Genomic DNA, 22,247 nt, shown 5'->3' with positions numbered 1-22,247 from the left:
TGCGCCGGAGCAGGGGGAAGGTCCGTACCCCTCACCTCACCCCGGCCCTCTCCCCTCCCCAAGGGGAGCGGAGAGGGAGTCGACTTCGGGCTCGGTTTCCCGCCCCTACACCCGCCGCGCCCTCGGGCCCGGCCGGCCGACCAGGGCGACGCCGCCGGCGGCCAGCGCCATGCCGGCCCAGGCGAGGGCCGGCAGCTGCTCGCCGATCAGGCCCCAGGCGATCAGCGCGGCCATCGGCGGCACCAGGAAGAACAGGGCCGAGACCCGGCTGGCCTCGCCGTGGCGCACCATGGCGAGCAGCAGGGTGACCGAGATCAGCGAGTTGCCGATCACCAGGTAGCCGAGCGCGACGCCCAGCTCGAGCGTCCAGTCGACCCGCATCGACTCGGTGAAGAAGGCGAGCGGCAGCACGGCGGCGAGGCCGACGGCGTACTGCACGGCGTTCGAGGTGACCGGGTGGTGGTGCAGGCCGAAGCGCTTCTCGTAGAGCGTCGCCGTCGTGATGCCGAGGAGCGCGCCGACCGCGGCCAGCACGCCGAGCAGCGAGGTCACCTCGACGGCGTAGCGCGAGGCGATCACCAGGCCGGCGCCGCCGAGCCCGAGCAGCAGGCCGAGCCAGCGCAGCGCCGGGATCTTCTCGCCCGAGATCCAGGGCGCGATGAGCGCGACCAGAATCGGCTGCAGGGCGACGATCAGGGCGACGCCGCCGGCCGAGATGCCGAGATAGAAGGCGTAGTAGCTGAGCCCGAAGTAGACCGCCTGGATCAGGAAGCCGACCACCACCAGGTGGCCCCAGTCGCGCCGCCGCTTCGGCAGCGGCGGCCGCAGCACCAGGGCCAGCGGCAGCAGCACGGCCAGCACCAGGGCGTAGCGCAGCGCCAGGAAGGTGATCGGCTCGGCGTGGGCGAGGCCGAACTTGGCGAAGGAGAAGCCGCCCGACCAGAGCAGCAGGAAGATCGCCGGCGCGAGGCGCAGCCAGAGGGGTTTCTTGCCGTCCGTCAAGAGCCTGGGCTCACCGGTGAACTGGGCCGGTCCGGGGGAATCGAGTAGGTCAGGGTGGTGTGCGCGACCGGATGCTCCGGGTCGGCGGCCGAGGCGTAGAGGAAGACCTCACCATAGGCCAGGCGCTTGCCGAGCTTGAGGATCCGGCAGTCGGCGCGCAGCGCGCCGGGCGGCGGCGGCCTGAGGAAGTTGATCGACAGCGAGGTGGTCAGCGCCATCTCGACCGGCCCGATGGTCGCCAGGATCGCGAAGTACATGGCGGCGTCGGCCAGGGTCAGCACCGCGCGGTTCTCGGCCATCTCGGCGATCTCGATGCCGAGCATGTCGAGCCAGGGCAGCTGCTCGCGGATCCGCTTCAGGTCCGCCTCGTCGATCCTGACCGCCATGCCCGCTCCCCTCGCCCCGGACGCTCCGGCTTAGCCGATTTCGCGGCGCCGCGCGACCGGCTGCCTCGAAGGACAGGCATGCAGGGCCGGCGCGGGCTCGCGAGCCTTGATCCGGCGCGGCGCCCCGGGGCACTCTCGATCCCAGGATTTCCGGCGAGTCGCCCGGCACCCGCACGCGCGCCGCACGGGCCGGCTCGCCCCTCGCGACCCCATGGGAGAGCCGCCATGTCCGCCGATACCGCCCTTTCGGGCAAGCCGCAGGAGGCCGCGGCCGACGCGCCGGTGCTGCTGAGCGAGCGCCGGCCCGACGGCGTCGCCGTTCTGACGCTGAACCGGCCGCGCGCCTACAACGCCCTGTCGGAGGAGCTGCTGGCCGCGCTGACCGCCGAGCTGGAGTCTCTCGCCGCCGACGAGTCCCTGCGCTGCCTCGTGCTGGCCGCCAACGGCAAGGCCTTCTGCGCCGGCCACGACCTGAAGCAGATGCGCAGCCGGCCCGAGCAGGACTACTACCGCAGCCTCTTCGCCTCCTGCAGCCGCATGATGCAGGCGATCGTCGCCCTGCCGGTGCCGGTCATCGCCCGGGTCCAGGGCATGGCGACGGCGGCCGGCTGCCAGCTCGTCGCGACCTGCGACCTGGCCGTCGCGGACGAGGAGGCGCGCTTCGCGACCAGCGGCATCAACGCCGGCCTGTTCTGCTCGACCCCGGCGGTCGCGCTGACCCGCAACGTGCCGATCAAGCCGGCCTTCGAGATGCTGGTGACCGGCGACTTCATCCCGGCTTCCGAAGCCTGGCGCCTGGGCCTGATCAACCGGGCCGTGCCGGCCGCCTTTCTCGACGCCGCCGTCGAGGAGCTGGTCGGCAAGATCCTCTCGAAATCCCCGGTCGCGGTGCGCACCGGCAAGCGGATGGTCTACGAGCAGCTGCAGCGCGGCCTCGCCGATGCCTACGGCTACGCCAGCGAGGTCATGGCCTGCAACATGATGGCCGAGGATGCCGGCGAGGGCATCGACGCCTTCATCGAGAAGCGCCACGCGGTCTGGAAGGGCCGCTGACCCGGTGGCCCGGGGGGCGCTCGCGCGGCTGGCGGCGCTGCTGGCGCTGCTGGCGCTCGCGGGCTGCGGCAGCTCCTCGACGCGGGCGGTCCCGAGCGCCGGTCCCCGCGCCTACGATCCGCTGCTCAACGGCGTCCGGCTGTCGCGGCTCGAGGCCAATCCCGAGCTCTGCTACTTCACCCTCGGCCAGGGCCCGCTGACCATCAGCAAGGTCGTCGACCGGCCGCTCGCCGCCGGCTGCGGCTACCAGGGCGCGCTCGAGATCGCCGACGCGCGGCCGCTGGCCTACAACCGCTCCTTCATCGCGACCTGCAGGCTCGCCGCCGCGCTGGCGATCTGGCAGCAGCAGGTCGTCGAGCCGGCGGCCCTGCAGCGCTTCGGCCAGCCGGTCGACCGCATCGAGCACTGGGGCACCTACGCCTGCCGCAACCGCAACAGCCGCCAGGGCGGCCCGCGCAGCGAGCACGCCACGGCCAACGCCATCGACGTCGCCGCCTTCGTCCTCGCCGACGGCACGATGGTCTCGGTCAAAGAGGACTGGGGCGGCTGGGGCGACAAGGCGGCCTTCCTGCGCCAAGTCCACGACGGCGCCTGCAAGGTCTTCAACGGCATCCTCGGCCCCGACGCCAACGCCGAGCACCGCGACCACTTCCACCTCGACATGGGCAGGTGGCGCTTCTGCGAGTGAGGACGCTCGTTTCGCTCCTCGCCGCGCCCTGGTCCGCTGCCTTTCCGCCCTCTCGGTCGTCGCCCTCGCGAAAGCGGGGGCCCAGAGAAAGGCGCGACAAGCACGGACGGCCGACGGGCCGCGCCTATGGTGTCGTTCTCTGGGCCCCCGCTTTCGCGAGGGCGACGAAGGAGGGGGCGAGCGAAAGCACCGACCCGATGTCCCGCTCCCCCTCAGAACTTCTCGACCGAGGGCCGGAGGTCGAGCTCCTGGGTCCAGGCGGTCGGGTGCTGGCGGTGCAGCATCAGGTAGGTCTCGGCGATCGCGGCGGGATCGAGGACCTCCTTCGGGTCGCGGCCCTCGGTGCGGGCGCTGGCGATCTGGCCGTCGATGTTGACGTGGACGACGTGGACGCCCTGGGGGCCGAACTCGCGGGCCGCCGACTGGGCGAGCGCGCGCAGGCTGAACTTGACCATGGCGAAGCCGCCGAAGCCCTTCGAGCCGCGCAGGCCGGCGGTGGCGCCGGTGAAGATCAGCGTGCCCTTGCCGCGCCCGGCCATCCGGCGCAGCGCCGCCTGGGCGACGTGCAGGCCGCCCAGCGCGCCGACCTTCCAGGCCTGCTCGACCTGCTCCGGATCGAGCTCGAGGATGCCGCCGAGCGCGCGGGCGCTGGCGTTGAACACCACGAGGTCCGGCGGCCCCTGCTCGCTCTCGGCCTCGGCGAACAGGGCCTCGACCGCCTCGGCGTCGGCGACGTCGCAGCCGGCGGCCAGCAGGTCGCCGAAGGAGGAGGCGGCGAGCAGCGCCTCCAGCCGCTCGCGGCGCCGCGCCGCCAGGGCGACGCGCATGCCCGCCCCGGCGCAGGCCTCGACCAGATGCCAGCCGAGCCCCGGCCCGACCCCGACGATCACCGCGTTCTCGCGCTCGCTCATGGCCGCGTCCTCCCGTGCCTGAAGCCCGCAGTCTGGCGCAACGCGGCCCCCGATGCGAAGCCCGCTCGGCGGCCGCCCCCCGACAAGAGCCTGTGACACGATTTCACGGGCGGCGGCCGGCGCCGCTTCCGCGATCGCGGGCGCGCACTCGCGCCGCAGCGGTTGCGGCGCCGCGGGCCGCCTATATGGTGCAGTGCATCAAAGCGGGCGAGACGAGATGACCACGGCCGACCACCGCACGCCGACGGCGGAGCAGAAGACCATCAACCTGGCGCTCCAGGGCGGCGGCGCGCACGGCGCCTTCATCTGGGGCGTGCTCGACCGGCTGCTCGAGGAGCGGCGGCTGTTCTTCGAGGGCATCTCGGCGACCTCGGCCGGCGCGATGAACGCGGCGATCCTGGCCCACGGCCTGACGGTCGGCGGACGCGACGGCGCGCGCCAGGCGCTGCACGACTTCTGGGCCAGCGTCGCGGCGGCCGCGGCCTTCAGCCCGATCCAGCGCACGCCCGTCGAGTGGCTGTTCTCGCTGGCCGCGCCGGGCTTCGCCTATTTCTGGTTCGACCTCGCGACCCGCACCTTCTCGCCCTACCAGTTCAACCCGCTGAACCTCAATCCGCTGCGCGACCTGCTGGAGCGGACGGTCGACTTCGAGCGGCTGCGCCAGGACTGCGCGCTCACGCTCTTCGTCTCGGCGACCAACGTGCGCAGCGGCAAGATCCGGGTCTTCTCGGAGCGCGAGGTCACCGCCGACGCGGTCATGGCCTCGGCCTGCCTGCCCTTCCTGTTCCAGGCCGTCGAGATCGAGGGCGAGGCCTACTGGGACGGCGGCTACATGGGCAATCCCGCGATCTTCCCGCTGATCTACGGCTGCGCCAGCCGGGACGTCGCGATCGTGCACATCAACCCGATCCAGCGCGACGAGGTGCCGACCGACGCCCAGGCGATCCTCAACCGGGTCAACGAGATCTCCTTCAACTCCTCGCTGATGCGCGAGATGCGCACCATCGCCTTCGTCAGCGACCTGATCGACAAGGGCCAGCTCCAGGGCCGGCCGATGAAGCGCATGCTGATCCACTCGATCGACAACGATGCGGCGCTGCAGGACTTCACCGTCGCCAGCAAGATGTCGCCGGACTGGCGCTTCCTGACCCGGCTGCGCGACATCGGCCGGAAGACCGCCGAGGACTGGCTGCCGCGGACCTGGGACAAGCTCGGCGTCGAATCGAGCGTCGACATCGCCGAGCGCTACCTCTGACCGCTCACCAGCAAGGGCAGAAGAAGAACGGCAGGACAAGACCCGCTTCACGAGCATGCCAGCGTCCCGCCGCCACCAAGGCCTTGGACCCATCCTGTCATCTCCTGATAATCTTCGATTGCTAGCTTATGAGGCCACCTACCGCGCTTCGCCGACGACAGGCATCGATGACCGCACGCCTTCCGAAGGGACTGCTCGCCGCCGCACTGCTGGTCGTCGGCCTTGCCGGCACCAGCGCGGCCGACGTCGCCCGGGCCGAGCCGGTCAAGATCACCCTGGTCACGACCAACGACATGGACCGCATGGAGGAGAAGGACGGCCGCGGCGGCTTCGCCCGCCTGGCGGCGGTGCTGGCCGCCGAGCGCGCCACCAATCCGCATGTGCTGTTCATCCATGCCGGCGACGCCATCTCGCCCTCGCTGCTGTCGACCTTCGACCAAGGCGCGCACGTCATGGCGCTGCTGAACCAGCTGAGGCCCGACGTCTTCGTGCCCGGCAACCATGAGTTCGATTTCGGGCCCAAGGTCTTTGCCGAGCGCATGGCCCAGGCGCACTTCCCGGTCCTGGCCGCCAACCTGCGCACCGTCGACGGCCGGCGCCCGGACGGCATCACGGCCGGCCGCATCCTGGTCGTCGACGGCCTGACCATCGGCATCGTCGGCGTCACGCTCGACGACGTGCCCGAGCTCTCCTCGCCGGGCGACTACCGCTTCCTGCCGCCCCTGCAGGTCGCCGAGGAGCTGGCGGCGGACCTGCGCAGGCAGGGCGCCCAGCTGATCATCGCGGTCGCCCACGTCGGCCTGCAGCAGGACCTGGAGTTCCTGCGCTCCGGGGCCTTCGACGTCGTGGTCAGCGGCCACGACCACCTGCTGACGACGCTCTACGACGGGCGCTCGCTGCTCAGCGAATCCGGCGCCGAGGCCGACCGGGTCAAGGTCCTGACCCTGACCGTCGAGGCCGGCGAGAAGGGCGTGCGCTGGACCCCGGACCTGCGCGTCGTCGACACCGCCAAGGTGACGCCGGATCCCGACATCGCCAGGCAGGTCGCCGCCTACGAGGAGAAGCTGTCGGGCACGCTCGACGTCGAGCTCGGCATGACCTCGACCCGGCTCGACAGCCGGCGCATCGAGGTGCGCAGCCGCGAGACCGCGATCGGCAACCTGATCGCCGACGCCATGCGCGAGATGACCGGCGCCGACATCGCGCTGATCAACGGCGGCGGCATCCGCGGCAACAAGGTCTACCCGCCGGGCAGCAAGCTGACCGCGCGCGACATCCTGAGCGAGCTGCCCTTCGGCAACCGCACGCTGCTGCTCGAGGTCTCGGGGGCCGAGCTGCGCGCCGCGCTGGAGAACGGCCTGTCCCAGGTCGCCGACGCGGCCGGGCGCTTCCCCCAGGTCTCCGGCATGACGGTGCTGGCCGACCTGTCGCAGCCGGTCGGCCAGCGCGTCCAGTCGATCAAGGTCAAGGGCCTGCCGCTCGACCCGAAAGCCCGCTACACGCTGGCGACCAACGACTTCCTGGCGCGCGGCGGCGACGGCTACGACATGCTGAGCGGCGCCAAGGTCGTCGTCTCGGCCAACGACGCCGGCCTGATGGCCAACCAGGTGATCGCCTACATCCGCTCGATCGGCTACGTCGCGCCGCAGATCGAGGGCCGCCTCCAGCTGCAGTGACGACGGCCCCGCGCCGCCGTCACGCGAAGGCGTCGGGCATCGAGGCCTTCTTCTCGGCGATGAAGGCCTTCAGCGCCTCGTCGACGGCCTCGTCCAGGGCCGGCGCCTCGTAGCTGTCGAGCATCTTGCGGACCAGGCCGTTGGCGCGCTTCGGAGCGTCCTGCTCGCCCTCGGCCAGCCACTGCTCGTAGGAATTGTTGTCGGCGATGGTCGAGCGGTAGAAGGCGGTCTCGAAGTTGGCCTGCGTGTGGGCGGCGCCGAGGAAATGGCTGCCCGGGCCGACCTCGCGGATCGCGCTCATGGCCTGGCCGTTCTCGCTCATGTCGACGCCCTGGCTCATGGTCTGCAGCATGCCGAGCTGGTCGGCGTCCATGACGAACTTCTCGTAGGAGCTGACCAGGCCGCCCTCCAGCCAGCCGGCGGCATGCAGCACGAAGTTGACGCCGCCGAGCAGGGTCGGCTGCAGGGTCGCGGCGCTCTCGTAGGCGGCCTGGGCGTCGGGCAGCTTGGAGCCGCAGAGCCCGCCGCCGGAGCGGAACGGCACGCCCAGGCGCCGGGCCAGCTGGCCGACGCCGTAGAGCACCAGCGCCGGCTCCGGCGTGCCGAAGGTCGGGGCACCCGACTGCATCGACATCGAGCTGGCGAAGGAGCCGAAGATCACCGGCGCGCCCGGCCTGACCATCTGCGCGAAGGCCATGCCGGCCATCGACTCGGCGAGCGTCTGGGTCATCACGCCGGCGACCGTGCAGGGCGCCATGGCACCCGACAGGATGAAGGGCGTGACGATGGTCGCCTGGTTGTGGCGCGCGTAGACCTTGAGCGCGCCCAGCATGGTCTCGTCCCAGACCATCGGCGAGTTGGCGTTGATCAGGCTGACCGTGACGCAGTTCTGCTCGACGAAGTCGTCGCCGAACACCAGCTTGGCCATGGCCACCGTGTCCTCGGCGCGCTCCGGCGCGGTGACCGAGCCCATGAAGGCCTTATCCGAGTAGCGGATGTGGCTGTAGACCATGTCCAGGTGACGCTTGTTCACCGGGATGTCGGTCGGCTCGCAGACCGTGCCGCCCGAGTGGTGCATGGCCGGCGTCATGTAGGCCAGCTTCACGAAGTTGCGGAAGTCCTCGATCGTGCCGTAGCGGCGCTCGCCCTCGAGGTCGCGCACGAAGGGCGGGCCGTAGACCGGCGCGAAGACCGTGCCGTCGCCGCCGATCGTCACCGAGCGCTCGGGATTGCGCGCGTGCTGGGTGAAGATCGCCGGCGCGCTGTCCCGGATCGTCTTGCGGGCGAGGCCGCGCGGGAAGTGCACCCGCTCGCCCTGGACGTCGCAGCCGTGGTCCTTGAGGATCGCCAGCGCCTCGGCGTCGCCGCGGAACTCGATGCCGATCTCCTCGAGGATCGTGTCGGCGTTGTGCTCGACGATCTCCAGGGCCTCGTCGTTCAGCACCTCGAAGACCGGGATCTTGCGGTGGATCTGCTGCAGCTGCCTGATGCCGCCGCCGCGCCTGAGCGCCCGGCGCGCGTCGGCGCCACCACCGGCGCCGCGGGCCCGCCGCCCGGCCCGGCCACCGGCCTCGCCGCCCGCCGCCGTCTCCGCCGCCTCAGAAGCACCCGCCGCCAGCTGATCGACCATCGCACCCTCCAAAAGCCGAACGACCGCCGCCCGTTGCGGACGGTCCGACCGGCCGGGAATTCCTGTCAGTTTGTGCGAGTCCGCCGGGCCAGCCGGCTGTCCGGCGCGCGACATCGAACCCCGTGAAAGCGGCGTGACGGCCGCGCCGCCGGCGCCGGCCGACGGCGCAGCCTGCCGCACGGCTGCCGCCCGGCCGCCACCCGGCCGCCCGCAGCGTGCCCGGCGCGTCGCTTCCGCCCTAATCGCTGTCGCTTTTCCCTCCGCGCGGCGGTCCCGGCCTTGCCAGTTTTCGGCGGTCCGCGAGCGCGTCCCGGCTGCCTCGCGGATCGGGCCTATCCGGGCGGTCGAGAAGGACGATTGGTCATGGCGGATTTCCCGAATACGGCACGCGTCGTGGTGATCGGCGGCGGCGTCAACGGCGTCTCGGCGCTCTATCACCTGGCCAGGAAGGGCTGGAGCGACGTGGTGCTGCTGGAGCGCACCGAGCTGACCGCCGGCTCGACCTGGCACGCCGCCGGCCTGCTGCCGCTGTTCAACATGAGCTACTCGGTCGGCCAGCTGCACCAGTACTCGGTCGAGCTCTACAAGAGGCTCGAGGCCGAGACCGGCCAGGCCGTCTCGTTCCACCAGACCGGCAACCTGCGCCTCGCGACCAACCGCGACCGCATGGACGAGTACCGCAACTACCAGTGCACGGCCGAGACGATCGGCGTCGAGTGCCACCTGATCGGCGTCGAGGAGATCAAGAAGCTCTGGCCGCTGATCAACGCCGAGGGCCTGGTCGGCGCGCTCTGGCATCCGACCGACGGCCACATCGCGCCGGTCGACGTCACCATGGCCCTGGCCAAGGGCGCCCGGGACAAGGGCGGACGGATCTTCCAGCACACGGCGGTCACCGGGATCGAGCGCAACGGCTCGGCCGAGTGGGTCGTCAAGACGACCAAGGGCGACATCGCCTGCGAGCACGTCGTCTGCGCGACCGGCAACTACGCCCGCACCACCGCCAAGATGGTGGGCCTGGAGATCCCGGCGGTCCCGGTCGAGCACCAGTACATCGTCACCGACGTCGACCCGGTGCTGAAGGAGTACCGGGCGGCGGGCAATCCCGAGCTGCCGGTGCTGCGCGAGTCCGACGCGCAGTATTACTTCCGCGAGGAGCGCAACGGCTGGATCCTCGGGCCCTACGAGAAGCACGCCCCGGCCTGCTTCGTCGACGGCGTGCCGCCGACCTTCGAGAAGGACCTCTTCCCCGGCGACCTCGAGCGGCTGATGCCGCACGTCGAGGCCTGCATGAACCGCGTGCCCTCCTTCGAGAACGCCGGCATCAAGGACATCGTCAACGGCCCGATCTCCTACACCCCCGACGGCAACCCGATGGTGGGACCTGCCTTCGGCCTGCCGAACCTCTGGATCTCCGAGGGCCATTCCTTCGGCATCACCGCGGCCGGCGGCGCCGGCTGGCAGCTCGCCGAGTGGATGGTCGAGGGTGAGCCGACGGTCGACATGATGGGCGTCGACCCGCGGCGCTTCGGCGTGGTCTCCAAGAAGTTCGCCAAGATCAAGAACGAGGAGGCCTACGAGCACGTCTTCTTCAACCACTACCCGATGGAGGAGCGCCGGGCCGGCCGCCCCGCCAAGACGCCGCCGGCCTACGAGCGGCTCGACCGCGCCGGTGCGGTCTGGGGCCAGGCCTTCGGCTGGGAGCGGCCGAACTGGTTCGCGCCGCAGGGGGTCGAGGCGAAGGACATCTATTCCTTCCGCCGCTCGAACTGGTTCGAGCACGTCGGCAACGAGGTCCGCGCGATGCGCGAGCGCGTCGGCCTGCTGGAGCTGTCGAGCTTCGCCAAGTACACGGTCGAGGGCCGCGGCGCGCGCGACTGGCTCGACCGCATGATCGCCAACAACGTGCCCAAGAGCGTCGGCCGCATGAACCTCTGCCACGCGCTCAACCCCTCGGGCTCGGTGCGGGCGGAGTTCACCATCCTGCGCCTGCCCGACGGCCTCTACGGCGAGCGCTTCTACGTCGTCGGCCCGGGCCGCGCCCACGACATGGACTGGGACTTCCTGACCAGGCAGCTGCCGCGCGACGGCTCGGTGATCCTGCAGGACGTCACGACCCAGTACGGCGTCTTCGTGCTGGCCGGGCCGGACTCTCGCAAGGTCCTGGAGCAGCTGGCCGACGCCGACGTCTCGAACCAGGGCTTCCCCTGGCTGACCGGCCGCGACATCCCGGTCGGCTGGTGCCCGGCCGTGCGGGCGCTGCGCGTCAACTTCGTCGGCTCGCTGGGCTGGGAGCTGCACCACCCGATCGAGTACCAGAACCACCTCTACGACCAGATCATGGAGGCCGGGAAGGAGTTCGGCATCGGGCTGGTCGGCATGCGCGCCATGGACTCGATGCGCCTGGAGAAGTCCTACCGCCTGTTCGGCACCGACCTCAACGCCGAGAACTCGATCCTGGAGGCCGGCCTCGCCCGCTTCGTGCGGCTCAACAAGGCCGGGTTCACCGGCCGCGAGGCCCTGGTGCGCCAGCAGGAGGCGGGCATCCCCAACACCTACTGCACCATCGAGATCGAGGCCGACGACGCCGACCCCTTCGGCAACGAGCCGATCTTCATGGACGGCGAGGTGGTCGGCCGCGGCACCGCCGGCGGCTACGGCCACACCATCGGCAAGTCGCTGATGCTCGGCTACGTCAAGACGCCCTTCGCCGAGATCGGCCGGGAGTGCCAGGTCCGCGTCCTGGACCAGCTGCGCCCCGCGCGGATCGTCGCCGAGAGCCCTTACGACCCCGACAACGCGGCCCTGAGGGCGTAGACTACCGCTTTCCTCCCCCGCCCGAGACCCGGGCCACTGCCGCCGGCCTCCGGTGGAAGCGGCCCTGGTTTCCAAGGCACCAACTGGCGGGCGTCGGCAACGGCGCCCGTCTTTCTTTTCGGCCCGGGCCCGGGGCCGCTAGGATCGCGGCCATGACCGCGTCCGATCCCGCCGCCGCCCAACTGCTGCGCCGCCTGGTCTGGCGCCGCGTCCTGGACGAAGGCTCCCTCGAGTTCGTCGAGGTCGAGGCCCTGGCCGGCGGCCTGCGGATCGGCGGCACCTTGGTCGGACTCGAGCAGGACCGCCCGCTCGCCGTCGCCTATCGCCTGGAGAGCCGCCCCGACGGCTCGCTGCGCTCGCTCGAGCTGGAGCAGCGCTGGGGCGCCGAGACCCGCCGGCTGGCCCTGGCCCGCGACGCCGCCGGCGCCTGGAGCCGCGACGGCAGCCCGGCGCCGGAGCTGGCCGGCTGCAGCGACCCCGACCTCGGCTGCAGCCCCTCGACCAACGCCCTGCCGGTCCGGCGCCTCGCCCTGCCGGTCGGCGGCAGCGCCGAGATCCGCGCCGCCTGGATCCGCTTTCCCGGCCTGACGATCGAGCCGTCGGTGCAGCGCTACGAGCGGCTGGCCGAGCGACGCTGGCGCTACCGCAGCCTGGCCAGCGGCTTCGTCGCCGAGATCGAGGTCGACGCGCTGGGCCTGCCGACCGACTACCAGGGCGTCTGGCGGCGCGTCGCCGACTGGAGCCCGGGGGCCGCCGGCTGAGCATCGGCCCCCCGCTGCGATCGGGGCGTGACTCCCGGTACAGCCTTTGCTAGATTATCGGAACATATCATGAACATTCCGGGAGGCCGCCGTGACCCAGAACCCCTACGTGATCGTCGCGGGCCCGGATGCCCGCCACGCCCGCGCCCGGGCGGCCGCCGCCGATGTCGCGCGCGACATCGAGGACGAGGACCACGGCGGCCGCGGCTGGTCCTGCCGGGACCCGGAGGGCCACTTCCGGAACGTCGGCAGCTACGACCCCTCGGCGGCGTGAGGCGACGGCGATGGCTCCCCTGGTCGTGATCCACGTCGAGCCCGACGACCTCGACGACGCCGCCCGCTTCTACGCCCGCGCCTTCGGCCTGGTCGTCGGCCGCCGGCTCGCCGGCGAGCTCGTCGAGCTGCTCGGCGCCGCCGCGACCCTCCACCTGCTGGCGCGGCACAGCGGCGGCGCCAGCCCAGCCGACTATGGCGGGCCGCCGCCGCCGCTGCAGGTCGACCTGGTGGTCGAGGACCTGGAGGCGGCGCGCGAACGGGCCCGGGCGGCCGGCGCGACCCTGGAGGGCGCGATGCGCCACCACGCCTGGGGCTCGATCGCCCAGCTCGCCGATCCCTTCGGCAACCGCCTCTGCCTGCTGCAGTTCCGCCGCACGGGCCTGGAGGAGGCGCCCGCCGCCTGGCAGCCGGCAGCCGCCGCGCGCCGGGCCGGGGCGGCCTGAGAGCGGCCTGGGAGGAGACGGCGATGCCCGCGACCCTGCTGGTCAACATCGACGTCGACGACATCGACGCCGCCGAGTCCTTCTATGCCCGTGCCTTCGGCCTGACCCTCGGCCGGCGGCTCGGCCCGGAGGTCGTCGAGCTGCTCGGCGCCGGCGCGCCGATCTACCTGCTGGCCAAGCCGGCCGGCACGCGGGCCTGCGACGGCAGCGCCCAGCGCCGCGACTACCGGCGCCATTGGACGCCGGTGCATCTCGACTTCGTGGTCGAGGACATCGAGGCCGCGCTCGGCCGCGCCCTGGAGGCCGGTGCCAGCCTGGAGGGCGGCATCCGCGACCACGACTGGGGCCGCATCGCCAGCCTCGCCGACCCCTTCGGCCACGGCCTCTGCCTGCTGCAGTTCAAGGGCCGCGGCTACGACGCGCTGGTCGAGGCCTGACGCCCGCTACTGGCAGATCCGGTAGCCGCCCTTGCGCTGCTTGAGATCCAGGTGCAGGTGGTTCCTGTGGGCGGCGTCGGTGGTCGGGCCGAGCACCGTGGTGAAGTAGGCGCAGGCGCCGCCGCGGATCGCGGCCTGGAAGGCGCGCTCCGGCGCGGCGCTGTCGGGCCGCGGCGCGATCAGCAGGGAGCGGCCGTCGGACAGGCGCAGGCCCATCAGGTCGAGGGCGTTGGCGAAGGCGTGCTGGCTCGGCGTGCTGCTGCCGGCACGGTCGCGGCAGAGGTAGCTGGTCGAGACCAGCAGGCTCTCGACCCTGGTGCCCAGGTGCAGCTCGGCCGAGGGCACGACGACCTGCTCGCTCCACTTGGCCAGGGCCAGGGCCGCGCCGCAGCGCAGCAGCACGTCCCGCCCGGCCACCTCGACGCCGCCCGGCAGGGCCTTCAGCGCCAGCGGCCGCTCGGCGCCGCAGCCCAGGTCCTCGATCGCCGGCCGCACCGCGAAGTCGGCGCCGAGCCGGCGCAGCTCCGCCTCGCAGCGCTGCGCCTCGGCCGGATCGAAGGCCGGTCGCTCGGCGGCCAGGGCCGCCGCCTCGGCGATCGCCTGCTCGTCCTTCTCCCGCCTGGCCGGCGGCGCCTCGCTTGCCGGCGCGGCCGCCGGGGCCGGTCGGGTCGCATCCTTGGGCGGCGTGGGCTCCGGCCCGCCGAGGTCCGGCGGCCGCATCGGCGGCAGCGGCACCCTGTCTTCGGCCGCCCGCGCCGTGCCGTCCAGCGCCAACGGCAGCGCCAACAGCAGCGCCAGCAGCAGGCCGCCCGATCGCAGCATCCGCCTCACTCGCCGGCCGGGGCCTTCTGGGCCTGCTCCCGGCGCTGCCTGCCGGCCGGCTCGCCGCCGTCGAGGAACGTCACGACGGTGCCCGGATGGACCAGGTGCGCCAGCTCGTCGGCGTCCCAGTTGGTCAGGCGCACGCAGCGGTGCGACCAGGTCTTGTCGATCTCGGCGGGCTCGGCCGTGCCGTGGATGCCGTAGGTCGGCTCGGTGAGGTCGATCCGGACCGTGCCGACCGGTCCGTTCGGTCCCGGCGGGATCTCCAGCTTCTCCCGGACGCCGCCCTGGGTGAAGTTGACCTCGGGGTCGTAGGTGTAGCTCGGGTCGATGGCGACGGTGCGCACCTTGTGGCTGCCTTTCGGTCCCGGATTGTCCTTGCTGCCGACCGTCGCCGGATAGAAGGCGGCCAGCCTCCCCTGCTCGTCGAAGGCGCGGACCAGGCCCGCCTTGCCGTCGACCTCGATGGTGTCGATCGTCACCTTCGCCCGGGGCTTGCCGGGATCGGCGACCACCACGACCCTGCCGGCCTCGGCGAACTCCAGGGCCTTGACCGCCTTGACGACGTTCTCGCCCTCGAAGCCGTCGATCACGCCGTCCGAGAAGCCGCGGCGGTCGAGCAGGACCTGCAGCTTGGTGACCAGGGCGCGGCCGGGACGGCGACCAGCAGGGCGGCCGCCAGGGCCCCGGGCGGCGCGAGGCGGCGGTGCTGCGAACGGCAGACGGGGGCCATCTGCAGGGCTCCTTGCCTGGGCGAGGGACCCTGCAGGAACGGCCGGCGGCGGGAATCCGTTCCGCGCATGGCGCCCGCGCTTGACGCTCCCCGACGCCCGTGCGACGACGCTGAGGATCTGTCACATGCTGCCGCCCGAGAGGCCTTTCGCCTTGTCCGACCTGCTGACCACTCTGCTGTCCGAGCGCCCCTGGCTGATCGCCGACGGCGCCACCGGCACCAACCTCTTCGCCATGGGCCTGCAGCACGGCGACGCGCCCGAGCTGTGGAACCTGGAGCAGCCCGAGAAGGTGCGCGCCCACTACCGCAGCTTCATCGAGGCCGGCAGCGACATCGTGCTGACCAACACCTTCGGCGGCACCGCCAATCGCCTGCGGCTGCACGGCGCCCAGGACAGGGTCTTCCAGATCAACGAGGCGGCGGCCCGCCTGCTGGTCGAGGAGATCGCCACCGCCGGCCGGCGCATCGTCTGCGCCGGCTCCGTCGGCCCGACCGGGGACCTGCTGGAGCCGCTCGGCCCGCTGACCTACGAGCAGGCGGTCGCCGCCTTCCGCGCCCAGTGCGAAGGCCTCAAGGCCGGCGGCGCCGATCTCGCCTGGATCGAGACCATGTCCTCGCCCGACGAGCTGAAGGCGGCGATCCAGGGCGCGACCGAGGCCGGCCTGCCGGTGACCTGCACCCTGTCGTTCGACACCAACGGGCGCACCATGATGGGAGTCACGCCGGTCGAGCTGGCCGGGCTCGCCCACGACAGCAGGCCGGCGCCGCTCGCCTTCGGCGGCAACTGCGGCACCGGCGCCGCCGAGCTGGTCGCCGCCCTGGTCCAGATGCGCGACGCCACCGGCCCGACCGACGTGGTCATCGCCAAGGCCAACTGCGGCATCCCGGTGTTCATCGACGGCGAGGTCGTCTACAACGGCACGCCGGAGCTGATGGCGCGCTACGCCGTCATGGCGCGCGATGCCGGCGCCCGCATCATCGGCGGCTGCTGCGGCACGACGCCGGAGCACATCCGCGCCATGCGCAGCGCCCTCGAGGCGAGCGAGCCGGGCCCGGCGCCGAGCGTCGAGGAGGTCGTCGCCGCCCTCGGCAGCGTCTCGGCCGGCGGCCTCGGCCAGGCGCCCGGCGAGGGCGCCGGCCGGCGCGGCGGACGGCGCCGGCGGGGATAGTCCGCCGCCTCTCCCCGGCCGGCAGAGGCAAGAAGGCGCGCCCGGTCAGTCGACCGGAGCGAGCCGGTCCTCCAGCGCGGCTTCCAGCTGCTCGATCGAGTCGAGAACCAGGTGCGCGACGGCGTCGAGCACGGCGCGCGTGCCGGTGCCGGTCAGCACCCCGACCAGCAGGCCGGCGCCGGCGTCGCGGCCCATCTCCAGGTCGTGCAGGTTGTCGCCGACGACGCAGACCGCGGCCGGCTCCAGGCCGGTCGTGCGGCAGAAAGCCTGGACCATGCCCGGCCCCGGCTTGTGGCCGTGGCCGCTGTCGTAGCCCGCCAGGAAGGCGAGGCGCGCTTCCAGGCCGAAGCGGCCGACCGTCGCGGCGGTCGCCGCCTCGCTGTCGTTGGAGGCGACCGCGAGGGTCAGGCCGCGCGCCGCCAGGCGGTCGAACAGCGCGGGCAGGTCGGTGACCGGCGCCGCGTTGGCGATGCCCTGCTCCAGGAACACCCGGTCGAGCAGCGGCACCAGCTCCTCGACCCGCCGGTGCGGCAGCTCGGGCAGCCAGGCCAGCGCGATCTCGCGCGTGTTGCCGGCGGCCATCAGCGAGCCGGGCGCGACCGCGTCGGTCTCGGGATCGTGGCCGCCGAGCGCGAGCAGGCGGTTGGCGACGGCCTCGCTGCCGCCGGCCGCCGCCATCGCCGCGGCGCGGTTCACCGGCGGCCAGGTCCGACCGTAGTCGAACAGCGTCCCGTCCTTGTCGAAGACGACGCCCCGGATCGCCGGCCTGGTCATGCGGCCGGCTCGTGCGCGGCCGGCTCATGCGCGGCCGGCTCATGCGCAGACTGGCGGAGGATGCCGCGGTAGATCTCCTCGTCGCCGCAGACACCGACGGCGCGGCCGCCCTCGGTCAGGATCACCGGGTGGCCGGTCGCCTGGCGCAGCTCGATGGCGGCGCGCATCGAGAGGTCGAGCGGCGCGACGACGAAGGCGCCCTCGGGCAGATCCGCGCGCTCGAAGTCCTCGCCGAGCGCGACCAGCCGGCCGGCCGCGCCGTCGCCGGTGACCCGGCTCGGCCGGCCCTCGGCGTCGAGCTCCAGGCGCAGCCGACCCTCGCGGTCCAGCAGCAGCGCGCTGCCGTCCTTGCGCAGCTCCGCGAGCGGCGTCATCAGCGAGCCGCCGCGCAGCACGCGCAGCGGGTTCATGTGCGCGACGAACTCGGCGACGTAGTCGTTGGCCGGGTCGAGCACGATCTCTTCGGGCGTGCCGACCTGGACGATCCGCCCGCCCTCCATGATTGCGATGCGGTTGCCCAGCTTCATCGCCTCGTCGAGGTCGTGGCTGACGAAGAGGATGGTCTTGTTGAGCGCGCGCTGGAGCTCCAGCAGCTCGTCCTGCAGCTTGTCGCGGATCAGCGGGTCGAGCGCCGAGAAGGGCTCGTCCATCAGCAGGATGTCGGCGTCGGTCGCGAAGGCGCGGGCCAGGCCGACGCGCTGCTGCATGCCGCCCGACAGCTCGTGGGCGTACTTGCCGCCCCACTCGCCGAGGCCGACCAGCTTGAGCTTGTCGGCGACGATGCGGTCGCGCTCGGCCTTGCCCAGGCCGCGCAGCTCCAGGCCAAAGCCGACGTTCTCGGTGACCGTGCGCCAGGGCAGCAGGGCGAACTGCTGGAACACCATGGCGATGCGCGCGGTCCGGAGCGCGCGCAGGGTCTGGGCGTCGCAGCTGGCGACGTCGACCTGGCGGCCGTCGTGCTCGACCAGCACGCGGCCGCGGGTCACCGGATTGAGGCCGTTGACCGCGCGCAGCAGGGTCGACTTGCCGGAGCCGGACAGGCCCATCAGCACGCAGATCTCGCCCTTGCGGATCGCCAGGCTGGCGCCGGCCACGCCGAGCACGTTGCCGGTCGCCTCGAGGATCTCCGAGCGGGTCTTGCCGGCGTCGATCAGCGGCAGCGCGCTCTTCGGGTGCTCGCCGAAGACGATGTCGACCTGCTCGAAGGTGACGACCGGCCTGTCCGCCGCCGAGCCGTTCGCACGGGCCATGTCAGCGCCCTCCCTTGCCGCGGTTCGGCTGGCGCACCACCCGGTCGAGGATGATCGCCAGCACGACGATGGCGAGCCCGGCCTCGAAGCCGCGGCCGATGTCGACCGTGTTGAGCGCGCGCACCACCGGCTTGCCGAGGCCGTCGGCGCCGACCAGCGCCGAGATCACGACCATCGAGAGCGACAGCATGATGCATTGGGTCAGGCCGGCCATGATCGTCGGCATGGCGTGCGGCAGCTCGATCTTCCAGAGCAGCTGGCTCTTCGTCGCGCCGAAGGCCTCGCCGGCCTCGATCAGCTGCTTGGGCACCGAGGAGATGCCGAGCTGGGTCAGGCGGATCGGCGCGGGGATCGCGAAGATCACCGTCGAGATCAGGCCCGGCACGACGCCGAGGCCGAAGAGGATCAGGGTCGGGATCAGGTAGACGAAGGTCGGGATCGTCTGCATCAGGTCGAGGATCGGGCGCAGCAGGGTGTAGAGCCAGGGCCGGTGCGCCGCGGCGATGCCGAGCGGCACGCCGACCACCATGCAGATGCCCGTCGCCCAGATGATCAGGGCCAGGGTCTGGACCGTCGCTTCCCAGTAGCCGAGGTTGAGCACCAGCAGCAGGCTGAGCAGCGTGCCGATGGTCAGCACCCAGGAGCGCTGCATGAACCAGGCGAAGCCGGCGATCGCCAGGACCAGCACCAGCGGCGGGAACCACAGCAGGATGTCGACCAGCCCGTCGATCAGGAAGCCGAAGACGTCCGAGATCAGGTTGAAGAAGCCGGCCGCGTAGACGTTGATGAAGTCGACGAACTGCCGCATCCAGGCGCCGAGCGGGATGCGATAGGCGGTGAACCACTCCTCCATGGTCGCGCGTCCCCCGGAAGTTGGTGGCGGCCGGGCGCGCCCCGGCAGTCTTGCTTAGCAGGAATCGCAGGCGCTGGCCCGCCCCTCGTCCGGAGGCGAGGGGCGGTGCCGCGTCGCGTTCGGCCGGAGGCTAGAGCCCCAGCGACTTCTTGACCGCCGCCAGGCCCGGCTGGCCGTCGGTCGTCATGACGCCACCGAGCCACTTGTCGAGCACGCCCGGGTTCTTCTTCAGCCAGTCCCTGGCGGCCGCCTCGGGCTGCATGTTGTCGTCGAGGATCTTGCCCATGATCTCGTTCTCCATCTTCAGCGAGAAGACGAGATTGGTCAGCAGCTTGCCGACGTTCGGGCAGCTCTTGACGTAGCCGTGCCGCACGTTGGTGTAGACCGTGGCGCCGCCGTAGTCCGGGCCGAACCAGTCGTCGCCGCCCGACAGGTAGACCATGTCGAAGTTGCTGTTCATCGGGTGCGGCTCCCAGCCCAGGAAGACCACGTCCTCGCCGCGGCTCTTGGCGCGCGCGACCTGGGCCAGCATGCCCTGCTCGGACGACTCGACCAGCTCGAAGCCCTTCAGGCCGAAGGCGTTCTCGTCGATCATCTTGAGGATCAGACGGTTGCCGTCGTTGCCCGGCTCGATGCCGTAGATCTTGCCGTCCAGCTTCTCCTTGAACTTGGCGATATCGGCGAAGGACTTCAGACCCTCGTCGGCGGTCTTCTTCAGCACCGCCAGGGTGTACTTGGCGCCCTTCAGGTTGACCCCGACGACGTCGACCGTGCCGGCGTCGCGGAACGGCTTGAGGTCGGCCTCCATGGTCGGCATCCAGTTGCCGAGGAAGACGTCGACGTCGCCGTTCTTCAGCGACTGGTAGGTCACCGGCACCGACAGCACCTCGGTCTTGGTCTTGTAGCCGAGGCCCTGCAGCACGACGGAGGTCGTGGCGGTCGTCGCGGTGATGTCGGTCCAGCCGACGTCGGAGAAGGTGACCTCCTTGCACTTGTCGGGGACCGCAGCCCCGGCGGTGCCGGCGGAGGAGACGGCCCAGACCAGGCCGCCGGCGACGAGCGCCGCGGAAAGGATTTTGGCGAAACGCATGCTCTGCCTCCCGTTTCTTCGTGAACCTGGAAATCGGGGGCGGGCCCGGCGGCCTCTCTCCCGAGGCCGCAAGCCGAACGCCCCCGCCCCGGCCCGTCTTCGGGATCTCACTATCGTCCCGGCCGGGGCGAAAATCGAGCGGCAAGCCTAACCGGATTTTGATTGAACGTTCAATAAAAAATACAGGCACCGCCTGCGGAACCTCTCCGCCGCCGGGGCCTTGCGGAATATCCTGAATATGGAATATATTCCCGTATATGGAACATACTGTCCTGGAAGGCGGCTCGCTCGACCGGCGGATCGCCCAGCGCCTCAAGGCGCTGCGCGCCGAGCGCGGCTGGTCGCTGGACGAGCTGGCGAGGCGCAGCGGGGTCAGCCGCGCCACTCTGTCGCGGCTGGAGAACGCCGAGGTCAGCCCGACCGCCAGCGTGCTCGGCCGGCTCTGCGCCGCCCACGGCCTAACCCTCTCGCGCCTGATGCTTCAGGTCGAGGAGGACTTCACGCCGCTGGTCCGCCGCGACGCCCAGCCGCTCTGGACCGACCGCAGCGTCGGCTTCCGCCGGCGCTCGGTCTCGCCGCCGGCGCGCGGCCTGGCCGGCGAGGTCCTGGAGGCCGAGCTGGCGCCCGGCGCGCGCATCGACTACGAGGCCCCGCCCCGGCCCGGACTGGAGCACCACCTGCTGCTGCTCGACGGCAACCTGGAGGTGACGGTCGACGGCCGCGCCCAGGCGCTCGAGCCCGGCGACTGCCTGCGCTACCAGCTGTTCGGCCCGAGCACCTTCGCGACGCCCGAGGACCGCGGCGCCCGCTACCTGCTGTTCACCCTGTGAGAGCCATGGTCACCGACAGGGAGCTCACCATCGCCGCGCTCGACGCCGGCTCGGCCGAAGCCGCGATCCCGGCGCTCGGCGCGCTGCTCCACGCCTGCGTCCAGGACGGCGCCAGCATCGGCTTCGTCCTGCCCTTCGAGCCGGCCGAGGCCGAAGCCTTCTGGCGGACCAGGGTGCTGCCGGAGGTCGCCGCCGGCACGCGCCTGCTGCTGGTCGCCCGCGAGGGCGGGCGGATCGCCGGCTCGGCCCAGCTGTTCCATGGCACGCCGGCCAACCAGCCGCACCGCGCCGAGGTCGCCAAGCTGCTGGTCGACCCGGCTTGCCGGCGCCGCGGCATCGCCCGCGCGCTGATGGCCGAGCTGGAGACTGCGGCCCGCGGCCTCGGCCGCAGCCTGCTGACCCTCGACACCCGGACCGGCGACAGCGCCGAGCCGCTCTACGCCTCGCTCGGCTTCGCGACCGCCGGCGTCATCCCCGGCTACTGCCTCGACGCCCGCGACCGCCGCCTCGATTCGACGACCATCATGTACAAGGCGCTGTGACCGGCGGGCCGATGCCGGCTCAGCGCTCGGGGCCGCCGATCGGCGGCGCCTTGAAGGGCCGCTTCCGTTCCGGGGCCTCCCAGGGCCGCTCCCGGTAGATCCGCGCGACCCGCGCGCCGTAGTCGGTGACTTTCTCCTGGGACAGGCTGTTATAGAGCGTGGCGATCTGGGCGGCGGAGCCGCCGGGCACCCGCTCCGCGAGGCGCTTGATCAGACGAACACCCATGTCGATGTTGTCCTCGGGCGCCCATGCATCCTGCCCCGGATCGGCAAGCGCCTTCCACATCTTCGGATTGATGTTCATAGGGAGGATCGTGTCCTGCATGCCGAACGCGAACACGTCGTAGTAGCCGAGCGCATTCTCCGCATAGACGATCGCCTTCACGAGGTCCGGGTCGACACCGTAGCGCCTGGCGGCAGCCTCGATCGTCGACGCGTTGTTCTGAACCGCGTCCCAGCCGATTCGGCGCTGTGTCCGCCAGTTCGGCAGCTCGGAATCGGCGGCCGGATTCTCGTCGACCGGAAAGACGGCCGCCTCGTCGTTCAGGATGTCGGGCCGGCGGTCCACCTTGTCGCGCAGCACGCGCAACGTGCGCCGGTCGAGATCCGGTCTCGGCCCGCCGCAGCCCTTGCTCTGCCAGTAGTCGCGGACCGTCTCCGGATCGGCTTCGAACGGATAGAGCACGGTCTTCCGATCAGGCTCGCCAGCGGCGCCCGCGAGCAGGGTCCTGCTGCGGCCGGATTTCGAGCGGGTGCGGCGCGAGGTGGTGGCCGGCATCGCGCAAGCTCCGTTGCGATGGGGTCCAGCCATGCTCGCCGGTTTCCGTCGCGCGTCGCGACACGCGATCT

Annotated in this window: 23 protein-coding genes; 12 read left to right on the top strand and 11 right to left on the bottom strand. The window is 71.9% G+C overall.

Annotated elements, in window-relative coordinates; all coding sequences use genetic code 11:
• Positions 1-105 precede the first annotated feature (105 nt).
• Both B9O00_RS20435 and B9O00_RS20430 read right to left on the bottom strand, forming a co-directional pair.
• Positions 106-1,002 carry a DMT family transporter gene (locus B9O00_RS20435; RefSeq protein ID WP_085124583.1) on the bottom strand — a complete coding sequence of 299 codons (897 nt, stop codon included), beginning with the start codon at positions 1,000-1,002 and terminating at the stop codon, positions 106-108.
• Positions 999-1,388 carry a PaaI family thioesterase gene (locus tag B9O00_RS20430; RefSeq protein ID WP_085124582.1) on the bottom strand — a complete coding sequence of 130 codons (390 nt, stop codon included), beginning with the start codon at positions 1,386-1,388 and terminating at the stop codon, positions 999-1,001. Before B9O00_RS20430 ends, B9O00_RS20435 begins: the two co-directional genes overlap by 4 nt.
• A gap of 225 nt (positions 1,389-1,613) precedes the next feature.
• On the opposite strand from B9O00_RS20430, the gene B9O00_RS20425 reads away from it, so the two are divergent.
• Together B9O00_RS20425 and B9O00_RS20420 are read left to right on the top strand one after the other, a co-directional pair.
• Positions 1,614-2,441 (top strand): enoyl-CoA hydratase, encoded by an 828-nt coding sequence (locus tag B9O00_RS20425; RefSeq protein ID WP_085124581.1) that lies wholly within the window; start codon positions 1,614-1,616, stop codon positions 2,439-2,441.
• A 4-nt stretch (positions 2,442-2,445) separates the two neighbouring features.
• Entirely contained in the window at positions 2,446-3,129 is a 684-nt protein-coding gene (locus B9O00_RS20420; RefSeq protein WP_200808597.1) for an extensin family protein, read from the top strand.
• A gap of 212 nt (positions 3,130-3,341) precedes the next feature.
• Here the strand turns inward: B9O00_RS20420 and B9O00_RS20415 are convergent, their stop codons facing one another.
• Positions 3,342-4,040 carry an SDR family NAD(P)-dependent oxidoreductase gene (locus tag B9O00_RS20415; RefSeq protein WP_085124579.1) on the bottom strand — a complete coding sequence of 233 codons (699 nt, stop codon included), beginning with the start codon at positions 4,038-4,040 and terminating at the stop codon, positions 3,342-3,344.
• Between the two features lie 217 nt (positions 4,041-4,257).
• Between B9O00_RS20415 and B9O00_RS20410 the strand changes: the two genes are divergently transcribed.
• The gene (locus B9O00_RS20410) at positions 4,258-5,295 is read left to right on the top strand and encodes a patatin-like phospholipase family protein (RefSeq protein ID WP_085124578.1); all 1,038 of its coding nucleotides are present in this window, start codon (positions 4,258-4,260) and stop codon (positions 5,293-5,295) included.
• 167 nt (positions 5,296-5,462) lie between these two features.
• Positions 5,463-6,971, top strand: coding sequence for a bifunctional metallophosphatase/5'-nucleotidase (locus B9O00_RS20405; RefSeq protein ID WP_085124577.1), 1,509 nt, complete (start codon positions 5,463-5,465; stop codon positions 6,969-6,971).
• Between the two features lie 19 nt (positions 6,972-6,990).
• Here B9O00_RS20405 and B9O00_RS20400 read toward each other — a convergent pair whose 3' ends face one another.
• A complete protein-coding gene (locus tag B9O00_RS20400; protein ID WP_085124576.1) occupies positions 6,991-8,601 on the bottom strand; it encodes a trimethylamine methyltransferase family protein in 1,611 nt (536 codons plus the stop codon).
• Positions 8,602-8,964: 363 nt separating this feature from the next.
• Here B9O00_RS20400 and B9O00_RS20395 point away from each other — a divergent pair, with 363 nt between their 5' ends.
• The 5 genes from B9O00_RS20395 to B9O00_RS20375 all read left to right on the top strand — a co-directional run bounded on the left by B9O00_RS20395 (position 8,965) and on the right by B9O00_RS20375 (position 13,335).
• On the top strand, positions 8,965-11,418 hold the full coding sequence (locus tag B9O00_RS20395; RefSeq protein WP_085124575.1) for a GcvT family protein: 2,454 nt from the start codon (positions 8,965-8,967) through the stop codon (positions 11,416-11,418).
• Between the two features lie 152 nt (positions 11,419-11,570).
• On the top strand, positions 11,571-12,179 hold the full coding sequence (locus B9O00_RS20390) for a putative glycolipid-binding domain-containing protein (RefSeq protein ID WP_085124574.1): 609 nt from the start codon (positions 11,571-11,573) through the stop codon (positions 12,177-12,179).
• Between the two features lie 91 nt (positions 12,180-12,270).
• Positions 12,271-12,453, top strand: a complete 183-nt coding sequence (locus B9O00_RS20385; RefSeq protein WP_085124573.1) for a VOC family protein — start codon at positions 12,271-12,273, stop codon at positions 12,451-12,453.
• 10 nt (positions 12,454-12,463) lie between these two features.
• Complete coding sequence (locus B9O00_RS20380; RefSeq protein WP_085124572.1) at positions 12,464-12,898, top strand: VOC family protein; 435 nt, start codon at positions 12,464-12,466, stop codon at positions 12,896-12,898.
• A gap of 23 nt (positions 12,899-12,921) precedes the next feature.
• The gene (locus B9O00_RS20375) at positions 12,922-13,335 is read left to right on the top strand and encodes a VOC family protein (protein ID WP_085124571.1); all 414 of its coding nucleotides are present in this window, start codon (positions 12,922-12,924) and stop codon (positions 13,333-13,335) included.
• 6 nt (positions 13,336-13,341) lie between these two features.
• On the opposite strand, the gene B9O00_RS20370 is transcribed toward B9O00_RS20375, so the two are convergent.
• Positions 13,342-14,157: an extensin-like domain-containing protein gene (locus tag B9O00_RS20370; RefSeq protein ID WP_085124570.1), complete on the bottom strand. Its 816-nt coding sequence runs from the start codon at positions 14,155-14,157 to the stop codon at positions 13,342-13,344.
• 5 nt (positions 14,158-14,162) lie between these two features.
• Entirely contained in the window at positions 14,163-14,750 is a 588-nt protein-coding gene (locus B9O00_RS20365; protein ID WP_200808596.1) for a L,D-transpeptidase, read from the bottom strand.
• A 265-nt stretch (positions 14,751-15,015) separates the two neighbouring features.
• On the opposite strand from B9O00_RS20365, the gene bmt reads away from it, so the two are divergent.
• Positions 15,016-16,059 (top strand): betaine--homocysteine S-methyltransferase, encoded by a 1,044-nt coding sequence (gene bmt, locus B9O00_RS20360; protein WP_085124568.1) that lies wholly within the window; start codon positions 15,016-15,018, stop codon positions 16,057-16,059.
• A gap of 45 nt (positions 16,060-16,104) precedes the next feature.
• Here the strand turns inward: bmt and B9O00_RS20355 are convergent, their stop codons facing one another.
• From B9O00_RS20355 to B9O00_RS20340, 4 genes are all read right to left on the bottom strand, one after another.
• On the bottom strand, positions 16,105-16,833 hold the full coding sequence (locus B9O00_RS20355) for an HAD family hydrolase (RefSeq protein WP_085124567.1): 729 nt from the start codon (positions 16,831-16,833) through the stop codon (positions 16,105-16,107).
• Positions 16,830-18,083 carry a choline ABC transporter ATP-binding protein gene (choV, locus tag B9O00_RS20350; protein ID WP_085124566.1) on the bottom strand — a complete coding sequence of 418 codons (1,254 nt, stop codon included), beginning with the start codon at positions 18,081-18,083 and terminating at the stop codon, positions 16,830-16,832. Before choV ends, B9O00_RS20355 begins: the two co-directional genes overlap by 4 nt.
• Position 18,084: 1 nt before the next feature.
• Positions 18,085-18,936: a choline ABC transporter permease subunit gene (gene choW / locus B9O00_RS20345; protein ID WP_085124565.1), complete on the bottom strand. Its 852-nt coding sequence runs from the start codon at positions 18,934-18,936 to the stop codon at positions 18,085-18,087.
• Between the two features lie 130 nt (positions 18,937-19,066).
• Positions 19,067-20,026 carry a choline ABC transporter substrate-binding protein gene (locus B9O00_RS20340; RefSeq protein ID WP_085124564.1) on the bottom strand — a complete coding sequence of 320 codons (960 nt, stop codon included), beginning with the start codon at positions 20,024-20,026 and terminating at the stop codon, positions 19,067-19,069.
• 257 nt (positions 20,027-20,283) lie between these two features.
• Between B9O00_RS20340 and B9O00_RS20335 the strand changes: the two genes are divergently transcribed.
• On the top strand, positions 20,284-20,856 hold the full coding sequence (locus B9O00_RS20335; protein ID WP_085124563.1) for a helix-turn-helix domain-containing protein: 573 nt from the start codon (positions 20,284-20,286) through the stop codon (positions 20,854-20,856).
• 5 nt (positions 20,857-20,861) lie between these two features.
• The gene (locus B9O00_RS20330; protein WP_085124562.1) at positions 20,862-21,398 is read left to right on the top strand and encodes a GNAT family N-acetyltransferase; all 537 of its coding nucleotides are present in this window, start codon (positions 20,862-20,864) and stop codon (positions 21,396-21,398) included.
• A gap of 19 nt (positions 21,399-21,417) precedes the next feature.
• Here the strand turns inward: B9O00_RS20330 and B9O00_RS20325 are convergent, their stop codons facing one another.
• The gene (locus B9O00_RS20325; RefSeq protein WP_085124561.1) at positions 21,418-22,176 is read right to left on the bottom strand and encodes a lysozyme family protein; all 759 of its coding nucleotides are present in this window, start codon (positions 22,174-22,176) and stop codon (positions 21,418-21,420) included.
• Positions 22,177-22,247 lie beyond the last annotated feature (71 nt).

The organism is Tistlia consotensis USBA 355 (assembly GCF_900177295.1).
In the GTDB taxonomy this organism is placed as follows: Bacteria; Pseudomonadota; Alphaproteobacteria; order Kiloniellales; family DSM-21159; genus Tistlia; species Tistlia consotensis.
This window is presented reverse-complemented; position numbering and strand designations above follow the sequence as displayed.